Raw genomic sequence first — 17,278 nt, forward strand, 5'->3', positions numbered from 1 at the left:
ATATCTCCAGCTACGACGCCTTGGAACGGCGCTCCCGCACACCTGCGGCCAGGTCCCTCAACACGGGGATGGTATCGTCCCAGTTCATGCAGGCGTCCGTAATGCTCTGCCCATAAACGAGGGGCTTGTCGGCAACCAGATCCTGCCGTCCAGCCACCAGGTGGCTCTCCAGCATAACACCCATGATGCGCCGATCTCCGCTGGCCACCTGCCGGGCCACTGAATGGGCCACGTCCACCTGCTTTGCCGGGTCCTTGCGGCTGTTGCCATGGCTGCAATCGATCATCATGTGAGCCGGCAGACCGGCGTCCCCAAGGGCCTCGGCCGCCTCGTCCAGGCTCTTGGCATCGTAATTGGGTTTGCGCCCACCGCGCAGGATGATGTGGCAATCGGGATTGCCGGCTGTGGAGAAGATTGCCGAGTGACCCGCCTTGGTCACGGAGAGGAAGTGATGCGGCTTGGAGGCCGAGCGAATGGCGTCGATGGCCACCTGCAGGCTGCCATCGGTGCTGTTCTTGAACCCCACCGGACAGGACAGGCCAGAGGCCAGTTCCCGGTGCACCTGACTCTCGGTGGTGCGCGCGCCGATGGCGCCCCAGGCCACCAGATCGGAGACATACTGGGGGCTGATCAGGTCCAGGTATTCCGTGGCCGCCGGCATGCCCTCCCGGGCCAGGTCCAGCAACAGCCCCCGGGCCAGGCGCAGCCCCTTGTTGATCTCGAAGCTGCCGTCCAGGTTGGGGTCGTTGATCAGGCCCTTCCAGCCCACCACGGTGCGCGGCTTCTCGAAATACACGCGCATGATGACCACCAGGTCGCGGGACAGCTCGTCCCGCAGGGCCTTCAGCCGCCGCGCATAATCCTTCCCTGCCTCCACATCGTGGATGGAGCAGGGGCCCGCAATCACGAGAAGACGGTCATCCGTGCCCTGCAGGATGCCCTGAATCGCCTGGCGGGCTTCGTAGACCGTGGTGGCGGCTGCCTCGTTGATGGGCAACTCCTCGTGCAACTGCCGTGGTGGCAGGGCCTCGCGGATATTGATGATCTTCAGGTCGTCGGTGGGGTGCTGCATGGGTACCTTGGGCAATACGTGTCGAGTCTGAGGAGGATCTTCCCTGGCTGAGTCACGGGCATCGACTTCACCCGGGTGGAGGCTCACGCCGCCTGAGAAACCGCCGTATCCATGGACTGGATCAGCGCCTTGACGCGAGCGGACTTCATCTTCATCGAGGCCTTGTTGACGATCAGGCGGGAGCTGATGTCGGCAATATGCTCCAGCGGTTCCAGGCCATTGGCGCGCAGGGTATTTCCGGTGTCCACCAGGTCCACGATGCAATCGGCCAGACCCACCAGGGGCGCCAGCTCCATGGAACCATAAAGCTTGATGATCTCCACCTGCCGCCCCTGCTCAGCGTAATAACGGCGCGTGGTGTTGACGAACTTGGTGGCCACCCGCAGGCGCCCGGCCCGTTGTGTCGCACCCGGGTGCCCGGCCACCATCAGGCGGCAACGGGCGATGCGCAGGTCCAGGGGCTCGTAGATGCCCTCCCCGCCATGCTCCATGAGCACATCCTTGCCGGAGACGCCCACATCGGCGGCTCCGTACTGCACATAGGTGGGGACATCGGTGGCACGAATCACCACCACCTTCACATCCGGGTGATTGGTATCCAGGATGAGCTTGCGGCTGGTCTCCGGATCGTCCACCGGCTCGATGCCGGCCTGGGCCAGCAAAGGGAGGGTGTCCTTGTAGATGCGCCCCTTGGACAGGGCGATGGTCAATGTCTGTTCAGGCATGAAATCATCCGGGCACGCGGCGAATGATGGCACCAAGCTGGGACAGCTTCTCCTCGATGCACTCATAGCCGCGATCAATGTGATAAATGCGATCCACCAGGGTGTCGCCGTCGCCCACCAGGCCCGCCAGGATCAGGCTGGCCGAGGCGCGCAGGTCCGTGGCCATCACCGGGGCCCCCTTGAGGCGCGGTACGCCGCGGATGACGGCAGTATTGCCCTCGATGCGGATGTCCGCTCCCATGCGCTGCATCTCCAGGGCATGCATGAAGCGGTTCTCGAACACCGTCTCGGTGATGGTGGCCGTACCTTCCGCCACGGTATTCAGGGCCACGAACTGGGCCTGCATGTCGGTGGGAAAGGCCGGATAGGGCGCCGTGCGCAGACTCACGGCCCGCGGGCGTCGACCCTTCATGTCCAGGCTGATCCAGTCCTGACCCACATCCAACTCCGCCCCGGCCTCTTCCAGCTTCACCAGCACGGCGTCCAGGGTCTTGGGCTCGGTGTTGCGGGTTCGCACCTGGCCACCGGTGATGGCCCCGGCCACCAGGAAGGTCCCGGTCTCGATGCGGTCCGGCAGCACGTCATAGGCGCACCCCCTGAGCGAGGTCACACCCTCGATGATCAGGGTATCGGTGCCGGCACCGCTCACCTGGGCACCCATGGCATTCAGGCAGTTGGCCAGGTCGATGATCTCCGGCTCCCGGGCGGCATTTTCGATGATCGTGGTGCCCTCGGCCAGGGTGGCCGCCATGAGCAGGTTTTCGGTGCCGGTCACGGTCACCGTGTCCAGCACCAGCTTCGCTCCCTTGAGGCGACGCGCCCGGGCACGGATGTAGCCCCCCTCCACCTGGATATCGGCCCCCATGGCCGCCAGCCCCTCCAGATGGATGTTCACCGGACGCGAGCCAATGGCGCAACCGCCAGGCAGGGAGACTTCCGCCTCGCCATGCCGGGCCAGCAGGGGCCCCAGTACCAGGATGGAGGCGCGCATGGTGCGCACCAGCTCATACGGCGCCACGCATTCGCGAAGAGTGTCGGGGTTCACCTCGATGCGCATGCGCTCGTCCACGGTGAGCGTCACGCCCATCCGTCCGAGCAACTCCATGGTGGTGGTCACGTCCTGCAAATGCGGGACGTTGCCGATGGTCATGGGCCCGTCGGCCAGGAGCGTGGCCGCCAGGATGGGCAGCACCGCGTTCTTGGCGCCGGAAATACGCACGTCGCCCTGGAGAGGGCCGCCACCGCTGATGATGAGTTTGTCCATGGGGGTGGGATGATAGCGGAAATCCGGCCGTCAGTCGTCCCGCTCCAGGGGCATCACGCCATCCAGGTCACTGAGACGGATCAGGCCCCACATGCGATCCGGCACACCCACGAACCGCAGCCCTCCCTCCGGACCGCCGCACAGACGCATCCACTCCACCAGCAGGGCCACCCCCGCGGAATCGGTGCGGGTCACCCCGGACAGATCCACCCGGCAGCCGCCTTGCCCCTCCTTGAAGCGTTTCCGGGACTCGGCCCAGAGATCTGGCACGGTCTGTTGGGTGAGTTCCCCCACCAGACGCATGCCTTGATCACCGGATTCCAGGCGGGCCTCGGTCACTGTTCCTGCCCCGCCTCGATGGCCTCCTCGATGAGGGACTCATCACCCTCCTCCAGGCGCTCTATCAGGGCATCCAGGCCGTGACGATCCACCTCGGCCCCGAAATTGGTGCGGAAGTTGGTCACGAAGCTCAGGCCCTCCACGGTCAGGTCGAAGACCTTCCATTCCCCGTCCACGGGCCGCAGGCTGTAATTCACGCTGATGTTGGAGCGCCCCTGGCCCATGACGATCTCGCTGGCCACCGAGGCCATGCGGTCATCGGTGAAACTGCGGTGAGGCAGTACGCGGATGTCCTTGTCCTTGTGCTCGGCCATCTGCAGGGTGTAGGTGCGTACCAGCATGTTGCGGAAGGCCCTCACGAACCGCTCCCGCTGCTCGGGCTCGGCAGTGCGCCAGTGGCGGGCCAGGATCAGCCGCGACATGCCCTGCCAGTCGATCAGCGGCAGGATGATGTCATCCACCAGTTCGAACAGGAATTCAGGATCCTCGCGGGTCCGCTCCGGGTCCTCGCGCAGTTTTTCCAGGACCTTGTCGGCCGTATTCCTGACCAGGTCGACCGGGTCCTTGTCGGGCAGGGAGGCCTGGGCGACGGACATCGAGGTGGCCACGACCAGCAGGGCGGCTAGCAGTAAATGAAAGAACGACTTCATGACGGACTCCGGTTCGATGGTTCTGCGATGCTGCGCCCCGGGGCATGAACCGGGGCTGAATGGGCCGGGCGAATCCTTACGGCTTAATCACTGGTCATATTGACCAACATGCGCCCGATCAATTCCTCAAGCACCACCGCCGATTGGGTGAACAGGATGGTGTCGCCATCCGCCAGCACCTCTTCCTCCCCACCAGGCTCCAGAGCGATGTACTGCTCTCCCAGCAAACCGGCGGTATAGATGCTGGCCTGCGTGTCGGTGGGCAGATAATCATGCGCAGCGGAGATATTCATGGTCACCCGCGCCTGGTAACGCTGGGGATCGTAGCGAATATCCGTGACCCGACCCACACGCACGCCGGAGATGGTCACCGGGGCGCGCACCTTGAGCCCGCCGATGTTATTGAAATGGGCATGCACCTCATAGCCTTCGCCACCGCGGTATTCACCCAGGTTGCTCACCTGCAGCGCCAGCATGAAAAGGCCTGCCAGCCCCAGGGCCACGAAGATGCCCACGGTGATTTCGATCCAGCGTGTCGTCATCTTGCCGTCCCGTTATCAGAGGTCACCGAACATCAGTCCGGTGAGAATAAAGTCCAGGGCCAGTACGGCCAATGCGGTATGCACCACGGTGCGGGTGGTGGCCCGGCTCACGCCCTCCGACGTGGGCGCACAGTCATAGCCCTCGTAGACGGCAATCCAGGCGGCCACCAAACCAAAGACCATGCTCTTGATGACACCGTTCATCACATCCTCGAACAGATCCACACTGGCCTGCATCTGCGACCAATAGGACCCCGAGTCCACGCCCAGCAGGCCCACACCGATGAAATATCCGCCCATCACCCCCACGGCACTGAAGATGGCCGCCAGCAGGGGCAGGGAGATCACCGCCGCCAGAAAACGCGGCGCGATCACCCGCTTGTAGGGATCCACCGCCATCATCTCCATGCTGGAGAGCTGTTCGGTGGCCTTCATCAGGCCGATCTCTGCAGTGAGGGCCGAACCGGCCCGGCCGGCAAACAGCAATGCCGTGACCACCGGCCCCAGTTCCCGCACCAGCGACAGCGCCACCACCGCACCCAGGATCTCGGCGGCACCGAAGTCCACCAGGGTGATATAGCCCTGGTACCCGAGCACCATGCCCACGAACAGCCCTGACACCACAATGATGAGCAAGGACAGCACGCCCACCGAATAGAGTTCGCGGATCAGCAGCCGGGGCCGCATCGCCAGCGGCCCCAGGGCCAGCAGGGTACGGAACAGGAACAGATGTCCACGCCCAAGGCGCTCGAGCACTCCCAGACTCCATTGTCCCAGCCGCTGGAATGCGCCCATCAGGATCGTCCACCCGTCATCAGATCATCCAGGTAGTCCGGCGCCGGGTAATGGAACGGCACCGGCCCATCGGGCAGCCCCTCCAGAAACTGACGCGACCAGTCCGAGGCCTCCCGCTGCAGTTGCGACGGCGACCCCTGGTCCACCACCCGGCCGTCGGAGATGAGATACACCCAGTCGGCGATGGAATTGGCCTCCGCCACATCGTGGGAGACCACGATGCTGGTCATGCCCAGGGCATCGTTCAGGCGTCGGATCAACGACACGATCACGGCCATGGTGATGGGATCGAGGCCCGTGAAGGGCTCGTCGTACATCATCAACAGCGGATCCAGGGCGATGGCCCGCGCCAGGGCCACGCGCCGGGCCATGCCGCCGGAGAGTTCGCTGGGCTGCAGGGCCCAGGCGCCGCGCAATCCCACGGCCTCCAGCTTCATCAGCACCAGATTACGCACCACCGGCTCGGGCAGGCGGGTATTCTCGCGGATGGGGAAGGCCACGTTGTCGAAGACATTGAGATCGGTGAGCAGCGCCCCGCTCTGGAACAGCATGCCCATGCGCCGCCGCAGGCGGTAAAGCTCCCGCAGGGAAAGCCGATGCACGTCCTGCCCTTCCACGAGCACCTGCCCCCGGTCGGGCTTGAGCTGGCCGCCGATCAGCCGCAGCAGGGTGGTCTTGCCCGTGCCGCTGGGACCCATGATGGCCGTCACCTGCCCCCGGGGGATGGTGATATCCAGCCCATCAAAGATCTTGCGGTCACCGCGGGCAAAATGCACATTGCGGATCTCGATCCAGGGGGTTTTATCGGGGATGGGGGAAATAGGGACGTTCCTTGGCAGGGTAATGATCGTCGAATATCAATCGAGCCGCGATCATGATCTGTCGGAGCGCCGGGGCTGTCAAGTGAACCCCAGCAAGCCGGCCAGGGTGACGGTTTGCCCCATGACGGCGGGCGGGGCATCCAGGAACAACACGCCCGAGCGGCCTTGCGAGCACCGAGCGAACGCCTCCAGATGGTCACGCAGGACACGCGGGTGCGCCCCTGATGGCAGGACCACCCGCCCCACCGGCCCGCAAGGCGCCTGCGTGTCCGGCCCCGTCCACAAGCGGGCATGTGTCGCCGGGGCACTGGCCGAGTAACAAGGCAGGCCATCCGGCCACGGGCCCATGGCCGGAGTGTACCCTCCCCCCTCCCCGGGCACGCGCATGGCCTCGGGCACCACGAGGCCCGCCAATTGGGGCCCCAGGGTCTCCCGCAGGCGTCCCAGGTGCTCCACATCCACTCCCCCGGGGTCCGCCAGTTCCAGATAAAACCGGAAGTCCTCCCGCACCTCACCGAGCCAGCCCCGCCAATCCGACACCTCTGTGCCTTGCCACCGCTGTGCAGGCACGAGAACCGCAGAGAACTCGTTGGCGTAAAAGCACAGACGCCAGGACGCCGGCATGTCCTGGGGGTAGAATTGCGCCACCCACGCCGGGTGCTCCCAGTCACGGGCGCCCAGCGTGAGGTGGAAAGACTTGCCTTGTCCCATTGTTTAATCCGCTCCCGCCTTGAGGTAGTGTTTCGCCGATGAAGCTCAATCCCGACAAGACTTTGGACATGGCCCGGGCCGTCCTGGAGAACGAGGCTCAGGGTATCCGCGATCTCATCCCCCGCCTGGATGAACGCTTTGTCCGTGCCTGCGAGTACATGCTGGCCTGCACCGGGCGTGTGGTGGTCACCGGCATGGGAAAATCCGGCCATGTGGGCGGCAAGATCGCCGCCACCCTGGCCAGCACCGGCACCCCGGCCTTCTTCGTCCATCCGGGCGAGGCCAGCCACGGCGATCTGGGCATGATCACCACCGGGGACACGGCGCTGGCCCTGTCCAATTCCGGGGAGACCGATGAACTCCTCACCATCCTGCCATTGATCCGCCGCCTGGGCGTCCCCCTGATCGCCCTGACCGGCAATCCGCGTTCCACGCTGGCCCGGGAGGCCAACGTGCACCTGGATGTGAGCGTCGCCGCGGAGGCCTGCCCCCTGGGCCTGGCCCCCACCTCCAGCACCACCGCCACCCTGGCCATGGGTGATGCACTGGCTGTGGCCATGCTGGAGGCCCGGGGCTTCACCGCCGATGACTTTGCCCGCTCCCACCCCGGTGGTCGCCTGGGGCGGCGCCTGCTGCTGCATGTGGGGGATATCATGCACACGGGTGAACGCATACCCCTGGTGCGGGCCGATGCCCCACTGACCGACGCCCTCATGGAAATCACCCGCCAGGGCCTGGGAATGACCGCGGTGGTGGACGAGCACCGCAACCTGATCGGCGTGTATACCGACGGCGACCTGCGCCGCACCCTGGACCGCGGCATCGACATCCGTGGCACGTGCATCGGTGATGTCATGACCCGCCAGTGCAAGACGGTGCAGTCGGGCATGCTGGCAGCCGAGGCCCTCAAGGTGATGGAGGACCACAAGATCAGCGCCCTGCCGGTGGTGGACGTGGGCCAGCACCTGGTTGGAGCCCTGAACATGCATGACCTGCTGCGCGCCGGCGTGGTCTGAAGTGGTACGACGGCCCCGTGGTATCCTTGCCCCATGAATGATACGCCAAGACAACGTGCCCGCGACGTGCGCTTCCTCATCCTTGACGTGGACGGCGTGCTCACCGATGGCAGCCTCTACCTGGGGGACGATGGCCAGCAGTACAAGGCCTTCAACAGCCGTGATGGTCATGGCATCCGCATGCTGGCCGACAGCGGCGTTCAGATCGGCATCCTCACCGGGCGACGCTCTCAGGTGGTGGAACACCGCTGCCGTGACCTGGGCATCCAGCACATCGTCCAGGGCCGTCGCGACAAGCTGGATGCCCTGGGTGGATTGCTGGAGGCGGCTGGCGTGGGTATCGAACATGCTGCCTACATGGGGGACGACGTGGTGGATCTGCCCGTGATGCGTCGCGTCGTCATGGCCATTGCCGTGGCCGATGCCCACCCCCTGGTGCGCGAGCATGCCCACTACATCACCCGGGCAGGCGGCGGCCGTGGAGCGGTGCGTGAGGCCTGCGAGTTCATACTGGAGGCCCAGGACAACCTGCAGGTCGCCCTGGCCCCCTACCTGGAATGAGTCGCCGCCTTTCAGGACTGCTGCTGATCCTGGCACTCACCCTGGTGGCCGTGGTCGGCTTCTGGCTCGCCGAGAATGCCCAGGAACGACGCGTCGTGCCGACCACCCAGATAGATCCCGAGGCCAATCAGTTCTTTGCCGAGGATTTCGTGGTCTGGAGCATGGACGAGTCCGGCAACCTCAAGTACCGGCTCTCCGGCGCCCGACTGGAGCAGCGCCAGGCGGACCGTTCCAGTCATGTGGAGGCCCCGGTGCTGATCATGGAACACCCCCCCGCTCCCGACTGGACCCTGCGTTCCGAACACGGCTGGATTTCACCCGCCGGCGACGAAGTGCAACTGCTGGGCAACGTGCGTCTGGACCGCCCCGAGGCCCCCGATCACGCCCCCATCACCATCACCAGCCGGGATGTCACGGTGTGGACCCTGCCCCGCCAGGCACAAACCGATGCACTGGCCCGCATGGTGAGCACTCATCGGGAGGCGGAGGGAGTGGGCATGACTTTGGATCTGACCCGGGATACCCTGGAACTTGAGAGTCAGGTGAGAGGCACCTATGTTCCGCACTGACATCCCCACGAGTCCGTTTGTGGCGGGGCTGCTATTGGCCGTTTTGCTGTCATGGATGCCTGTTGCACAGGGCCAGCACGACCCCGACCTGCCCATCCGCATCGAGGCGGATCGCGCCAGCCTGGACGATCAGCGGGGGGTGAGTATTTACCGGGGCAACGTCACCATCACCCAGGGCGATACCGTCATCACGGGCGACGAGGTGACGGTGCATGCCCCCCAGCGGCAACTCCAGCGCATGGTCTCAGAAGGGCGCCTGGCCACCCTGACCACACGGGATGAATCCAACCGTGAGGTTCGCGCCGAGGCACGACGCATGGAGTTCTTTCCGGATGGACCGCGGGTGGTGCTCACCGGGGAGGCCCGGGTATGGCAGGGGGATGACGAATTCCGCGGCAGCAGCATCGTCTATAACCTGGAGGCCGCCACCCTTGAAGCCAGCACCGGCGACACAGGCCGGGTGGAGGCCATCTTCGCACCCCGGGATCGTTCTCGCTCCCGGCCGGAGGACGGCGACACCCCATGAGCCGCCTGGAGACCGACAAGCTGGTCAAGCGTTACCGGGCAGTCAAACCCGTGGACGGCGCCTCCATCCACATCAACAGCGGTGAGGTGGTGGGCCTGCTGGGCCCCAATGGCGCCGGCAAGACCACCTGCTTCTACATGATCGTGGGCCTGGTACCCTGCGACGAAGGCCAGATCCGTCTGGATGGCCGCGACATCACCCGACTGCCGATGCACGCGAGGGCCCGCATGGGCGTGGGCTATCTGCCCCAGGAGCCATCGGTATTCCGCAAGCTCTCCGTGGCAGACAACATCATGGCCGTGCTGGAGGTCCGCCGCGACCTCAACAAGGCCCAGCGCCTGGAGAAGATGGAATCCCTGCTGGAAGAGTTCCAGATCCAGCACATCCGCGACAACGCCGGGGTCAGTCTCTCCGGTGGCGAACGACGGCGCGTGGAGATCGCCCGTGCCCTGGCCACCGAACCGGCCTTCATCCTTCTGGACGAACCCTTCGCCGGCGTGGACCCCATCTCGGTGATCGAGATCCAGCGGATCATCACCCATCTCACGTCACGGAACATCGGCGTACTGATCACCGACCACAACGTGCGCGAGACCCTGGGCATCTGCAACCGGGCCTACATCCTCAGTGGCGGGCACATCATCAGCCAGGGCGCGCCGGAAGACGTACTGGCCGACCCGCAGGTCCGCCGCGTCTATCTGGGGGAGAACTTCCGCCTGTGAAGCCAAGCCCCCCCGTTCAGCATGCGGTTTTCGGGACATGGGTCCCATTTTTGCTGGCACACCGTATAATCTCCCCTGAAAGCATCATTTACGCCGGGGGCCTGCCCCCGCCTTCATCATCAGGCATCAAAGACCCGGGCCCCGGCCCGATGGCGCACATCGTGCTATGTTGAAACCGTCCGTCCAGCTCCGGCTGGGTCAAAACCTGACCATGACCCCCCAGCTGCAGCAGGCCATTCGCCTGCTGCAGCTCTCGACGCTGGAATTGCAGGCCCAGATCCAGGAGACCCTGGAGACCAACCCCATGCTCGAGGCCGTGGAGGGCACGGAGGCCGATCAGGAGACCGCCAGCGAGGAGCCTCGCGAGCAGGAGCAGGCCGAAACCTCCGAGGCAGCAGAAGCAGCGGAGGCCGCCGCCGAGACGGAAGGCAACGCCGACGGCAGTCAGGAGCAGATCCCCGACGAATTACCGGTGGACAGCAACTGGGACGACATCTACGATGTGCCCCCTTCCAGCGCCGGACAGTCGGACCACGACGGGCGAGACCTTTTCGAGAACCAGACCGGCCCCTCGGAAAGCCTGCATGAACACCTCATGTGGCAGGTGCACCTGTCGTCCATGAGTGAGCGTGACCGGGCCATTGCCTTGACCATCATCGATTCCATTAACGAAGACGGCTATCTGGCCGAACCCATCGAGCAGATCCATGCAGCCCTGGCCACGGACCGGGAAATGGACCTGGAACTGGATGAGGTGGAAGCCGTACTGAACATGGTTCAGCACCTGGACCCGGTGGGCGTGGGCGCACGTGACCTGGCCGAGTGCCTGACCCTGCAACTGGCTCAGTTCCCGGAGGACACCCCCTGGCTGGCCGAGGCCCGCGCCCTGGCCCGCGAACACCTGGATGCCCTGGGTGCGCGTGACTACAAGGGCGTGCAGCGGCGCCTGGGGCTGGATGATGGCGAGTTGCAGCAGGTGATCGCCCTGATCCAGACACTGAACCCTCGCCCGGGCGGGCTCATCAGCAGCAGTTCGCCCGAATACATCATCCCTGATGTGTTCGTGCGCAAGCGCGAAGGCCGCTGGCAGGTGGAGCTCAACCCGGAAATCGCGCCGCGCTTGCGGGTGAACCCCCTGTATGCCAGTTTCGTGCGCCGCGCCGATTCCAGCCAGGACAACACCTACATGCGCAACAGCCTCCAGGAGGCACGCTGGTTCATCAAGAGCCTGCAAAGCCGCAACGAAACGCTGCTGCGGGTGGGCACAGCCATCGTCGAGCACCAGCGTGCCTTCCTGGAATACGGTGACGAGGCCATGAAACCCCTGGTGTTGCGCGATATCGCCGAGCAACTGGAGATGCATGAGTCCACCATCTCCCGGGTGACCACCCAAAAATTCATGCATACCCCCCGGGGCATCTACGAATTCAAGTATTTCTTTTCCAGCCACGTGGGCACGGCCGACGGCGGTGAGTGTTCAGCCACCGCGATACGCGCCATGATCCGCAAGCTGGTTGCCGAGGAGCCCCAGGGCAAACCCATGAGTGACAGCAAGATCGCCCAGGTCCTGGTGGATCGCGGCATTCATGTGGCACGACGCACGGTCGCCAAGTACCGTGAGGCCATGTCCATTCCGCCATCCAACGAACGCAAGCGGCTCGTTTGAAGCAAACCCACGCAGCCGTCCTGATCATTACCCATCCCTATCCATTCCCAAGGAGTCATCTCATGCAGATCAACCTCACCGGTCATCACGTCGACCTGACCGACGCTCTGCGCAACTACGTCAACGAGAAGTTCGAGCGCCTGGAGCGGCATTTTGACAACGTCATCGACGTGCATGTGATCCTGACCGTGGAGAAGCTGCAGCAAAAGGCCGAGAGCAACCTGTTGCTCAGCGGTAACAGCATCCATGCCGAGGCCACGCATACGGACATGTACGCCGCCATCGACGCCCTGGTGGACAAACTGGATCGCCAGGTGGTGAAGCACAAGGAGAAGCTCAAGGACCACCACCGGGCGGAAGGCTCCCACCGCAACCACATCGAGTGAGCGTTTCATGAACATCGGTGATCTTCTCGCCCCTGAGCGGGTGCACTGCCAGACGGACGTGAGCAGCAAGAAACGTGCGCTGGAGATGCTGGGCGAGATGCTCTCCAATCATCTACCCAAGCTCACCCAGGGCGAGATCTTCGACAGCCTGCTGGCCCGGGAGCGCCTGGGCAGCACGGGCCTGGGGCATGGCGTGGCCATCCCCCACGGTCGACTGGCCGGCGCCAGCGAGGCCTGTGCCGCGCTGCTCAAGCTGGAAAAGGGCGTCGACTACGATGCCCCCGACAGTGAGCCGGTGGACATCCTGTTCGCGCTGGTGGTGCCGGCAGACTGCACGGACGAGCATCTTCAGATCCTCGCGTTGCTGGCAAGGATGTTCTCCGATCCGGAGACGCTGGCCCGGCTGCGCAGCACCTCCGGTCCTTCGGACCTGCTGACTCTGGTGCGGGAATGGGACACCGAAGCCCCGGGATGAGCCCATGACCGACTCGCTCACCGTCAGCAACATCATGGAGGTCATGGAGGAGCGCCTGGGCCTCACCTGGGTGGCGGGTACTCAGGGGGGTGGCCGGAGCATATCGCACCGGTCCACCCCCCATGGCAGTCCGTCCCTGGTGGGTCACCTGAACATCATCCACCCCAACCAGATCCAGGTGCTGGGGAATGATGAGATGCGCTACCTGTGGTCGCTGCGCAAGAACTCCCAGCGAGACATTCTGGAGCAATTGTGCAGCGGCGCCTCCTCCATGCTGATCGTGACCGATAACCTGGAGCCCCTCCCGGAGCTGCGCACCCTGTCGGAGCGCCAGTCGGTGCCGCTGCTGCGCACCGCCCTGCCCAGCCATGAGCTGATCAATATCCTGCGTTACTTCTTCAGCAACAAGCTGGCGGAGACCACCACCCTGCACGGGGTGTTCATGGAAGTGCTGGGAATCGGGGTGCTGTTGACCGGCGATAGCGCCGTGGGCAAGAGTGAACTGGCCCTGGAGCTCATCAGCCGGGGCCACCGCCTGGTGGCGGACGATGCCCCGGAATTCGCCCGCATCGCCCCGGACATCCTGCGTGGCACCTGCCCGCCGGTGCTGGAGAATTTTCTCGAGGTGAGGGGGCTGGGCGTGCTCAATGTGAAGGCCATGTACGGCGATAGCGCCATCAAGAACAGCAAGTACCTGCGCCTGATCATCGATCTCAAAGATCAGGCCAAGGTGCAGGCCGAGGATATCGACCGCCTGCACGGGGTGCGCTACACCCGGGTGGTGCTGGGGCTGGAAATCCCGGTCATCACCCTGCCGGTCGCCCCGGGACGCAACCTGGCCGTCATGGTGGAAGGCGCGATTCGCAACCACCTGCTGCGCCTGCGCGGTTATTATGCCGGCGACGACCTGGCTGCCCGACAGCGCAAGCAGATGCAGAGCGAAAGCCCATGAAGCTCATCATCGTCAGTGGCCTGTCCGGCTCCGGCAAGACCGTGGCCCTGCATGCCCTGGAGGATGCGGGCTATTACTGCATCGATAACCTGCACCTGGGCCTGCTCACAGCGGTGGTCGCGCAGCTGCGCAGCCCCCGCCTCACCCTGTACGACGAGGCCGCCGTGGGCATCGACGCCCGCAGCGGCATCGAGGAACTGGATCGTTTCGACACCATCGTCGAGGAGATCCGCGCCATGGGCGTGGATCTGCAGGTCATCTTCCTCCAGGCAGAGGAGGAGACCCTGCTGCGACGCTTCAGCGAGACCCGTCGACGGCATCCCCTCACCCGCGACGGCGTGCCCTTGTGGGAGGCCATCCATCTGGAGCGCAAGCTGCTCTCCAATATCGCCAACCATGCCGATCTCGCCATCGACACCACCCGCACCAACGTGCACCAGCTGAGTCAGACGATCCGTGAGCGTGTGGAACAGGCCGCCGACCGGGGCATCTCCCTGCTGATCCAGTCCTTCGGTTTCAAGCATGGCGCACCAGTGGACTCGGATTTTGTCTTCGATGTACGCTGTCTTCCCAACCCTCACTGGGAACCGCTGCTGCGCGGCCTTACCGGCCGTGACGAGGAAGTGGCCCGATTCCTGGACAATCACCCCATGGTGGAGGAGATGTTTGCCTCGTTGCGCGACTTCCTGACCACCTGGATCCCACGATTCGAGGGTGAAAACCGCTCATACCTGACCGTATCCATTGGTTGCACTGGCGGGCAGCATCGCTCAGTCTATCTAGCGGAGAGACTGGCGGAACATTTCCGCGGCCTCAGGGGCGAGGCGGTGAGCACCCGTCACCGTGAACTTTCCTGATCCTTGAACCGGGATGCCAGCATGTCCGTCGGACTCATGATCATTACACACAATCACATCGGGGAAGACCTGCTCAACACGGCGCGTTCCATGATGGGCACCATCCCGCTGGAAACGTACTGCCTGGCGGTCTCCCAGTCCGGTGACCCGGACATCCTCCTGGGAAAGGCCATCGATGCCTATCATCGACTCCACCAGGGGGACGGCGTCCTGGTGCTCACCGACATGTACGGCTCCACCCCCAGCAATATCGCCAACCGTCTCACCCAGCAGCCCAAGGTCCAGGTGATCGCCGGGCTGAACCTCCCCATGCTGGTGCGGGTGCTGAACTACCCCACCCTGCGCCTGCATGAACTGGTCAACAAGGCCATCAGTGGTGGCCACGACGGCATCCTTCTCTGCGAGACCCACAGTTAAATGCCCACGCGGGAAGTCGAGATCATCAACAAGCTGGGCATGCATGCACGTGCAGCGGCCAAGTTCGTCAACCTGGCCAGTAGTTATGCGGCTGACCTGGAGGTGGAAAAGGGCAGCCGCCGCGTGAATGGCAAGAGCATCATGGGCATCATGATGCTGGCCGCCAGCCGCGGCACCACCGTGCGCCTGATCGCCGAGGGGGAGGATGCCGAGCAGGCCCTGGAAGCGCTGGAGGGATTGATCGGGGAGCGCTTCGGGGAACCTGAGTAGTCGCAGGCATTGGGGGAAGGCAAGAAAGCCTACACCTCCCGGTACACCTTCCCCCCCTTCTCCACGAACTCCACCGCCTTCTCCTGCATCCCCTTCTCCAGGGCCTCCTCAGCGGACATGCCCTGGCGCGCCGCATACTCCCGCACATCCTGAGTGATCTTCATGGAACAGAAATGTGGCCCGCACATGGAGCAGAAATGGGCCACCTTGTGGGCCTCCTTGGGCAGGGTCTCGTCATGGAATTCCCGCGCCCGCTCCGGGTCCAGCGACAGGTTGAACTGATCCTGCCAACGGAACTCGAAGCGTGCCTTGGACAGGGCGTTGTCCCGCACCTGGGCCCCAGGAAAGCCCTTGGCCAGATCCGCCGCGTGAGCGGCGATGCGGTAGGTGATGATGCCATCGCGCACGTCCTGCTTGTTGGGCAGCCCCAGGTGCTCCTTGGGGGTCACGTAGCACAGCATGGCCGTGCCATACCAGCCGATGTTGGCGGCGCCAATCCCGGAGGTGATGTGATCGTAGGCCGGGGCCACATCCGTGACCAGCGGCCCCAGGGTGTAGAAAGGCGCCTCGAAGCAGTCTGCCAGCTCCTTTTCCACATTCTCCTTCACCCGATGCAAAGGCACATGCCCCGGGCCCTCGATCATCACCTGTACATCGTGCTCCCAGGCGATGCGGGTGAGCTCGCCCAGGGTCTCCAGCTCGGCGAACTGGGCGGCGTCGTTGGCATCGGCCAGGCTGCCCGGGCGCAGCCCGTCCCCCAGGGAGAAGGCCACGTCATAGGCCTTCATGATCTCGCAGATGTCCTCGAAATGGGTGTAGAGGAAGTTCTCTTCATGGTGGGCCAGGCACCACTTGGCCATGATGGAACCGCCCCGGGAGACGATGCCGGTGAGCCGCTGGGCGGTGAGCGGCACATAGCGCAGCAACACGCCGGCATGGATGGTGAAATAGTCCACGCCCTGCTCTGCCTGCTCGATGAGGGTGTCGCGGAACAGCTCCCAGGTGAGGTCCTCGGCCTTGCCGTCCACCTTCTCCAGGGCCTGATAGATGGGCACGGTGCCGATGGGAACCGGGCTGTTGCGCAGCACCCACTCGCGAGTTTCATGGATGTTCTTGCCGGTGGACAGGTCCATCAGGGTGTCGCCGCCCCAGCGGCAGGACCACACCAGTTTTTCCACCTCTTCGCTGATGCTGGAGGTGAGTGAGGAGTTGCCGATATTGGTGTTGATCTTCACCCGGAAGTTGCGCCCGATGATCATGGGCTCCAGCTCCGGATGGTTGATGTTGGCGGGGATGACGGCGCGGCCCGCGGCCACCTCGTCGCGCACGAACTCCGGGGTGATGACCTCGGGGATGTGGGCCCCGAAAGATTCCCCCGGGTGCTGACGCAGCAGGGCCGCGTATCGGGGGTCGGCGCGCATCTCCTGCAGGCGGCAGTTCTCGCGGATGGCCACATACTCCATCTCCGGCGTCACGATCCCCTGGCGGGCATAGTGCATCTGGGTGATGTTGCGCCCCTCACGGGCACGGCGCGGCGCGCGAATATGCTCAAACCGCAAGGACGCCAACTCCGGATCATCAGCCCGCTCCCGACCAAATCGGGAACTGGGCCCGTCCAGTTGCTCGGTATTGTCCCGCTCCAGAATCCAGGGCTCGCGCAACGCGGGCAGGCCCTTCATCAGATCGATGCGGGCCTCGGGGTCGGTATAGGGGCCCGAGGTGTCATACAGGGTGATGGGAGGGTTGTGCTCGGTACCGGCGCTGGTCTGGGTCTCAGCCAGGGTGACCTCGCGCATGGGTACCTGGATGTCCGGGCGGGAACCGGGCACATGGATCTTGCGGGAGCCCGGGAAGGGCTGGGTGATCTCGTCGGACAGACGGGCGGTTTGCGTGACAAAGTCCTGGGGGATGGCGCTCATGCGATGACCTCAAGGGGGCGGCG

General features: G+C 64.5%; 22 protein-coding genes. 12 read left to right on the forward strand and 10 right to left on the reverse strand.

The window, feature by feature from the left end; genetic code table 11:
- Positions 1–10 precede the first annotated feature (10 nt).
- The 9 genes from ECTHA_RS0105275 to ECTHA_RS18905 all read right to left on the reverse strand — a co-directional run bounded on the left by ECTHA_RS0105275 (position 11) and on the right by ECTHA_RS18905 (position 6,919).
- Positions 11–1,072, reverse strand: coding sequence for a 3-deoxy-7-phosphoheptulonate synthase (locus ECTHA_RS0105275; RefSeq protein WP_025280586.1), 1,062 nt, complete (start codon positions 1,070–1,072; stop codon positions 11–13).
- 83 nt (positions 1,073–1,155) lie between these two features.
- Positions 1,156–1,797: an ATP phosphoribosyltransferase gene (gene hisG, locus ECTHA_RS0105280; RefSeq protein ID WP_025280585.1), complete on the reverse strand. Its 642-nt coding sequence runs from the start codon at positions 1,795–1,797 to the stop codon at positions 1,156–1,158.
- A 4-nt stretch (positions 1,798–1,801) separates the two neighbouring features.
- Positions 1,802–3,061, reverse strand: coding sequence for a UDP-N-acetylglucosamine 1-carboxyvinyltransferase (gene murA, locus ECTHA_RS0105285; protein WP_025280584.1), 1,260 nt, complete (start codon positions 3,059–3,061; stop codon positions 1,802–1,804).
- A gap of 30 nt (positions 3,062–3,091) precedes the next feature.
- Positions 3,092–3,400, reverse strand: a complete 309-nt coding sequence (locus tag ECTHA_RS0105290; RefSeq protein ID WP_025280583.1) for an STAS domain-containing protein — start codon at positions 3,398–3,400, stop codon at positions 3,092–3,094.
- Entirely contained in the window at positions 3,397–4,050 is a 654-nt protein-coding gene (locus ECTHA_RS0105295; RefSeq protein ID WP_025280582.1) for an MlaC/ttg2D family ABC transporter substrate-binding protein, read from the reverse strand. Before ECTHA_RS0105295 ends, ECTHA_RS0105290 begins: the two co-directional genes overlap by 4 nt.
- Before the next feature lie 83 nt (positions 4,051–4,133).
- Positions 4,134–4,592, reverse strand: coding sequence for an outer membrane lipid asymmetry maintenance protein MlaD (gene mlaD / locus ECTHA_RS0105300; protein WP_025280581.1), 459 nt, complete (start codon positions 4,590–4,592; stop codon positions 4,134–4,136).
- A gap of 15 nt (positions 4,593–4,607) precedes the next feature.
- Positions 4,608–5,387 (reverse strand): lipid asymmetry maintenance ABC transporter permease subunit MlaE, encoded by a 780-nt coding sequence (gene mlaE / locus ECTHA_RS0105305; RefSeq protein WP_203225295.1) that lies wholly within the window; start codon positions 5,385–5,387, stop codon positions 4,608–4,610.
- A complete protein-coding gene (locus ECTHA_RS0105310) occupies positions 5,387–6,232 on the reverse strand; it encodes an ATP-binding cassette domain-containing protein (protein WP_203225319.1) in 846 nt (281 codons plus the stop codon). The genes mlaE and ECTHA_RS0105310 overlap by 1 nt, the downstream gene beginning before the upstream one ends.
- Positions 6,233–6,286: 54 nt before the next feature.
- Positions 6,287–6,919, reverse strand: a complete 633-nt coding sequence (locus tag ECTHA_RS18905; protein WP_025280578.1) for a DUF72 domain-containing protein — start codon at positions 6,917–6,919, stop codon at positions 6,287–6,289.
- Positions 6,920–6,957: 38 nt separating this feature from the next.
- Here ECTHA_RS18905 and ECTHA_RS0105320 point away from each other — a divergent pair, with 38 nt between their 5' ends.
- The 12 genes from ECTHA_RS0105320 (at position 6,958) to ECTHA_RS0105375 (ending at position 15,336) form a co-directional block, all read left to right on the forward strand.
- Positions 6,958–7,935 carry a KpsF/GutQ family sugar-phosphate isomerase gene (locus ECTHA_RS0105320; protein WP_025280577.1) on the forward strand — a complete coding sequence of 326 codons (978 nt, stop codon included), beginning with the start codon at positions 6,958–6,960 and terminating at the stop codon, positions 7,933–7,935.
- Positions 7,936–7,968: 33 nt separating this feature from the next.
- On the forward strand, positions 7,969–8,496 hold the full coding sequence (kdsC, locus tag ECTHA_RS0105325; protein ID WP_025280576.1) for a 3-deoxy-manno-octulosonate-8-phosphatase KdsC: 528 nt from the start codon (positions 7,969–7,971) through the stop codon (positions 8,494–8,496).
- Positions 8,493–9,065, forward strand: a complete 573-nt coding sequence (gene lptC, locus ECTHA_RS0105330) for an LPS export ABC transporter periplasmic protein LptC (protein WP_025280575.1) — start codon at positions 8,493–8,495, stop codon at positions 9,063–9,065. Before kdsC ends, lptC begins: the two co-directional genes overlap by 4 nt.
- Positions 9,066–9,120: 55 nt before the next feature.
- Entirely contained in the window at positions 9,121–9,591 is a 471-nt protein-coding gene (gene lptA, locus ECTHA_RS0105335) for a lipopolysaccharide transport periplasmic protein LptA (RefSeq protein ID WP_238623714.1), read from the forward strand.
- Positions 9,588–10,313 carry an LPS export ABC transporter ATP-binding protein gene (gene lptB / locus ECTHA_RS0105340; RefSeq protein WP_025280573.1) on the forward strand — a complete coding sequence of 242 codons (726 nt, stop codon included), beginning with the start codon at positions 9,588–9,590 and terminating at the stop codon, positions 10,311–10,313. The genes lptA and lptB overlap by 4 nt, the downstream gene beginning before the upstream one ends.
- A 166-nt stretch (positions 10,314–10,479) precedes the next feature.
- Complete coding sequence (locus ECTHA_RS0105345) at positions 10,480–11,979, forward strand: RNA polymerase factor sigma-54 (RefSeq protein WP_025280572.1); 1,500 nt, start codon at positions 10,480–10,482, stop codon at positions 11,977–11,979.
- A gap of 62 nt (positions 11,980–12,041) precedes the next feature.
- Positions 12,042–12,365: a ribosome hibernation-promoting factor, HPF/YfiA family gene (hpf, locus tag ECTHA_RS0105350; RefSeq protein ID WP_025280571.1), complete on the forward strand. Its 324-nt coding sequence runs from the start codon at positions 12,042–12,044 to the stop codon at positions 12,363–12,365.
- Positions 12,366–12,372: 7 nt separating this feature from the next.
- Positions 12,373–12,840 carry a PTS sugar transporter subunit IIA gene (locus ECTHA_RS0105355; RefSeq protein WP_025280570.1) on the forward strand — a complete coding sequence of 156 codons (468 nt, stop codon included), beginning with the start codon at positions 12,373–12,375 and terminating at the stop codon, positions 12,838–12,840.
- Between the two features lie 4 nt (positions 12,841–12,844).
- Positions 12,845–13,792: an HPr(Ser) kinase/phosphatase gene (gene hprK / locus ECTHA_RS0105360; RefSeq protein WP_026623567.1), complete on the forward strand. Its 948-nt coding sequence runs from the start codon at positions 12,845–12,847 to the stop codon at positions 13,790–13,792.
- Positions 13,789–14,649, forward strand: a complete 861-nt coding sequence (rapZ, locus tag ECTHA_RS0105365) for an RNase adapter RapZ (RefSeq protein ID WP_026623568.1) — start codon at positions 13,789–13,791, stop codon at positions 14,647–14,649. The genes hprK and rapZ overlap by 4 nt, the downstream gene beginning before the upstream one ends.
- 21 nt (positions 14,650–14,670) lie before the next feature.
- On the forward strand, positions 14,671–15,066 hold the full coding sequence (locus ECTHA_RS0105370) for a PTS sugar transporter subunit IIA (RefSeq protein WP_025280568.1): 396 nt from the start codon (positions 14,671–14,673) through the stop codon (positions 15,064–15,066).
- Positions 15,067–15,336 (forward strand): HPr family phosphocarrier protein, encoded by a 270-nt coding sequence (locus ECTHA_RS0105375; protein WP_025280567.1) that lies wholly within the window; start codon positions 15,067–15,069, stop codon positions 15,334–15,336. It abuts the gene before it with no gap.
- A gap of 29 nt (positions 15,337–15,365) precedes the next feature.
- Here ECTHA_RS0105375 and thiC read toward each other — a convergent pair whose 3' ends face one another.
- Entirely contained in the window at positions 15,366–17,255 is a 1,890-nt protein-coding gene (gene thiC, locus ECTHA_RS0105380) for a phosphomethylpyrimidine synthase ThiC (RefSeq protein ID WP_025280566.1), read from the reverse strand.
- Positions 17,256–17,278 lie beyond the last annotated feature (23 nt).

The organism is Ectothiorhodospira haloalkaliphila ATCC 51935 (genome assembly GCF_000633935.1).
Classification (GTDB): Bacteria; Pseudomonadota; Gammaproteobacteria; order Ectothiorhodospirales; family Ectothiorhodospiraceae; genus Ectothiorhodospira; species Ectothiorhodospira haloalkaliphila.